The organism is Kitasatospora sp. NPDC057512, from assembly GCF_042802135.1.
GTDB lineage: Bacteria > Actinomycetota > Actinomycetes > Streptomycetales > Streptomycetaceae > Kitasatospora.
Genome location: NZ_JBHVET010000795.1, coordinates 1 through 3,641, shown reverse-complemented (window position 1 = coordinate 3,641; position 3,641 = coordinate 1). Strand labels below are relative to the sequence as shown.

Genomic DNA, 3,641 nt, shown 5'->3' with positions numbered 1-3,641 from the left:
GCCCGGGGACCGCCGCGGGGGCCTCCACCGCGGATGCCGGTACGGAGGTCCGCACCGGGGCGAGCGTCGCCTCCGGTGCCTCCGTCACCACGGTTGCCTCCGGTGCCTCCACCGCCGAGGCCGCGCACCTCGCCAAGGAGGAGAAGAAGAAGTCGGGCTTCTTCGCCAAGCTGGGCAAGTTCCTGCTGGTCGTGGTGATCCTGATCATCCTGTTCGTGGTGCTGCTGATCGTCGGGATCGTCTACGCGGCCAAGCGGATCTTCAGCCGCCGCAAGTAGCCGCGAGCCTCTCGCCGCTGTCGCGAGCCTCTCGCCGCTGTCGGGTGCCACCCGCCGCTGTCGGGAGCCACCCGCCGTGGACGGGAGCCACCCGTCGTAGAGGGGAACCACCCGCCGCCGCGACCCGGGCGTCGCCACCGCCTCCCGGGCGGTGGGCCGGAACGACCGCCCGGGGCAGGCCACCCGACGGCGATTGGCCATGGCCCGGGCGCCGGGACCGCCCGAGGATGAACGCCATGAGCGACCACCACTCCCACGAGGCCCCCGACGAGCTGCGCCCCGAGAGCCGGGTCGTCCACCCGCCGCTCACCGAGGTCACCGGCAGCCGTCCGCTGGGCGTCCCGCTGCACCAGGGTCACCTGTTCGCCTTCGACACCGGCGACGCGCTCGCCGGAGCCCACGGGGGACCGGACGGCGCCTTCTTCTACAACCGCTTCGGCAACCCCACCGTCCGCTCGCTGGAGCAGGCCGTCGCCGGACTGGAGGGCGGCACCGGCGCCCTCGCCACCGCCTCCGGCATGGGGGCGATCAACACCGCGCTGCTCGCCCTGCTGCGCGCCGGCGACCACGTGATCGCCCAGCGCAGCCTGTACGGCGGCACCGTCGGCGCGCTGACCGACCTCACCGAGCGCTGGGGCGTCGAGGTCGGCTACGTGAGCGGCGACGACCCGGCCGGGGTGGCGGCCGCCCTGCGCCCCGGCACCAGGTTGCTGTTCCTGGAGACCGTCTCCAACCCCACCACCCGGGTCACCGACCTGCCCGGGCTGATCGCCGTCGCCAAGCGGGCCGGGGTGGTGAGCGTGGTGGACAACACCTTCGCGACCCCGCTGCTGTGCCGCCCGATCGAGCACGGCGCGGACATCGTGATCCACTCCGTGACCAAGTACCTCGGCGGACACTCGGACGTCCTCGGCGGGATCGCCGTCTTCGCCGACCCGGCGCTGCACCACCGGGTCTGGCGGCGCTCGCTCGAACTCGGCGCCGCCGCGGACCCGTTCGCCGCCTGGCTGACCCTGCGCGGCATGCAGACCCTCGCCCTGCGGGTCCGCCGCCAGTGCGAGACCGCGCTCGACCTGGCCGGTCGGCTCGCCGCCCACCCCGCGGTCACCGCCGTCCACTACCCGGGCCTGCCCACCCACCCCGACCACGACCTCGCCCGCCGCCTGCTGCCCGACGGTCACGGCGGAGTCCTGGCCTTCGCCTTGGCCGGCGGCCGGGAGGCGGCCGCGACGTTCACCGAGTCCGTCCGGCTCGCCTCGCTGGCACCCTCCCTGGGCGACGTGCACACCCTGGTGCTGCACCCGGCCAGCACCTCCCACCGGCAGCTGTCGGACGAGGACTTGGCGGCGGCGGGCATCGGCCCGGGGACGGTGCGGGTGTCGGTGGGCATCGAGCACCCCGAGGACATCTGGGCGGACGTCCGGCAGGCGCTGGCGAAGGTGTGAGCGGAGGTGTGGGGGGAGCCGTGAGCCGAGGGGCCGTCAGGGCCGGGCGGCCGTCGCGGCGAGGACCGGCCCGCGGGCCGGGGCGTGGGCCGGGGCGTGGTGGCCGCGGGCGCCCGGCGGCCCGGGGCGCGCGGCGGCCCGTCAGCGCTGCCGGGGGCGGGCCACCAGCAGGGCGATGTCGTCCTCGGCGGCGGCCGGCGGCGGGGCGAGGGAGTGGAGGACGGCGTCGAGCAGCTCGTCGAGGTTCCCGGTGGCGGGCAGGCGCAGGGCCGCGAGCCGCTCCAGGGAGGCGTCGATGTCCTCGTCCCGGCGCTCGACCAGGCCGTCGGTGTAGAGCAGCAGGGTTTGGCCCGGCAGGAGCGGGTGGGCGGTCTGCTCGTAGCCGCCGAGGCCGGTGCCGAGCGGCGGGCCGGTGGGGACGCGCAGCAGCTCGGTCGGACGGCCGGGGGCGATCAGGGCGGGCGGCAGGTGGCCCGCGCTGGAGAGGGTCCAGCGGCCCCGGCCCGGGTCGGCGAGCGCCAGCAGGCAGGTCGCGGGCCGGGCGGAGTCGTCGGCGGAGATGACGTTGTCGAGCTGGCGCAGGATCCGGTGCGGGGGCAGGTCCATCCCGGCGAGGTCGCGCAGCGCTGAGCGGTAGTGGCTCATGTCGACGGCGGCCTCGACGCCGTGCCCCATGACGTCGCCCATCGCCAGCAGGGTGCGCCCGAACGGCAGGCGGACCGTCTCGAACCAGTCGCCGCCGACCACCGAGGAGCTCCCGGAGGGAAGGTAGCGGGAGGCGAGGGAGAGGTTCTGGTGCGGGTTGCCGGGCTCGCTCAGCAGCGCCCGCTGGAGCTCCAGGGCGATGCCCTGGGACCGGGCGAAGCGGCGGGCGTTGTCGAGGGCGGTGGCGGCGCGGGCGGCGAGATCGCCGAGCAGGGCGGCCTCGTCGGGGGTGAAGGCCGGGCCGGCGGCGGTGCGGCCGAGGGTGAGCAGCCCGATCAGGCGGCCCCGGGCGGCCAGCGGGAGGACCAGCAGTGAGGCGGTCCCGGCCGGGCAGGAGTCCTCGGGCCCGGGCTCGGTGAGCACGGCGACGCCGCCCGCCAGGCTGCGCGCGGCGGCCGAGCCCTCCCGGTGGCGGATCGATTCACCGGGCCGGGGCAGCTCGGCGAGGGCGTCGGCCAGCGCGGGTACGGCCCGGGCGCCGGCGCGGTGCAGCCGCTGGGGCGCGCCGTGGCCGACCCGGGCGGGTTCGACCGCGGGCGGCAGCACGTCCACGGTGGCGAGATCGGCGAGCCGGGGCACGGCGAAGGCGGCGAGTTCGGTGCCGGTGGTGCCGACGTCGAGGGTGGTTCCGATCCGTTCGGTGGCGGCGTCCAGCAGGGCGAGCCGGGCCCGGGCCCGTTCCAGCTCGCGCAGCTGCTCGCGGGCCGGGTCGGGATCGTCCAGCACGACGACGATCACGCCGGTGGTCCGCCCGGAGTGCCGTAGGGCCCGGTAGCGCACCCGCAGGCCGGGCGGTACGGGGGCGCCCGCGCCGTCCGGCCCTCCGGTGGCGTGCTCGCGGGCGAGCCCGTCGGCCAGGACCCGGCGCAGGATGCCGAGGGCCCCGGCGAAGGCGGTGGTCCCGGCGGCGCGGCCGAGCAGGTCGGCGCGGCGCAGCCCGGTGGCGGTGGTGAAGGCGGCGTTCAGGTACTGCCAGCGCAGCCGCTCGTCGAGCAGCGCGACGCCGACCGGGGCGGCGGCGAGGACCTCGCGGAGCCGCTCCGGATCGTCGCCCGCGCCGTCGCCGCCGGTGCTGCCACCGCCGGCGCTGTCACCACTGGTGAAGGCGCCGAGCCGTGCGGCGAGGGCCGCCGCGGTCGCCGCCAGGGACCGGGAGTCCGGTGACGCGGGCCGCGGCCCCTCTGCTCGGTTGCCGTGCCGGAAGTGCATACGC

The 3,641-nt window shown here is 77.0% G+C and carries 2 protein-coding genes and 1 pseudogene; 2 read left to right on the top strand and 1 reads right to left on the bottom strand.

The window, feature by feature from the left end:
- Together ACFU6K_RS33855 and ACFU6K_RS33850 are read left to right on the top strand one after the other, a co-directional pair.
- Nucleotides 1–278: pseudogene (locus ACFU6K_RS33855) on the top strand (hypothetical protein); the annotation flags it as partial.
- A gap of 236 nt (nt 279–514) precedes the next feature.
- Nucleotides 515–1,723, top strand: coding sequence for a trans-sulfuration enzyme family protein (locus ACFU6K_RS33850; RefSeq protein WP_380669632.1), 1,209 nt, complete (start codon nt 515–517; stop codon nt 1,721–1,723).
- A gap of 141 nt (nt 1,724–1,864) precedes the next feature.
- Here the strand turns inward: ACFU6K_RS33850 and ACFU6K_RS33845 are convergent.
- A partial coding sequence (locus ACFU6K_RS33845) for a SpoIIE family protein phosphatase (protein WP_380669630.1) occupies nt 1,865–3,641 on the bottom strand: 1,777 nt, incomplete at its 5' end.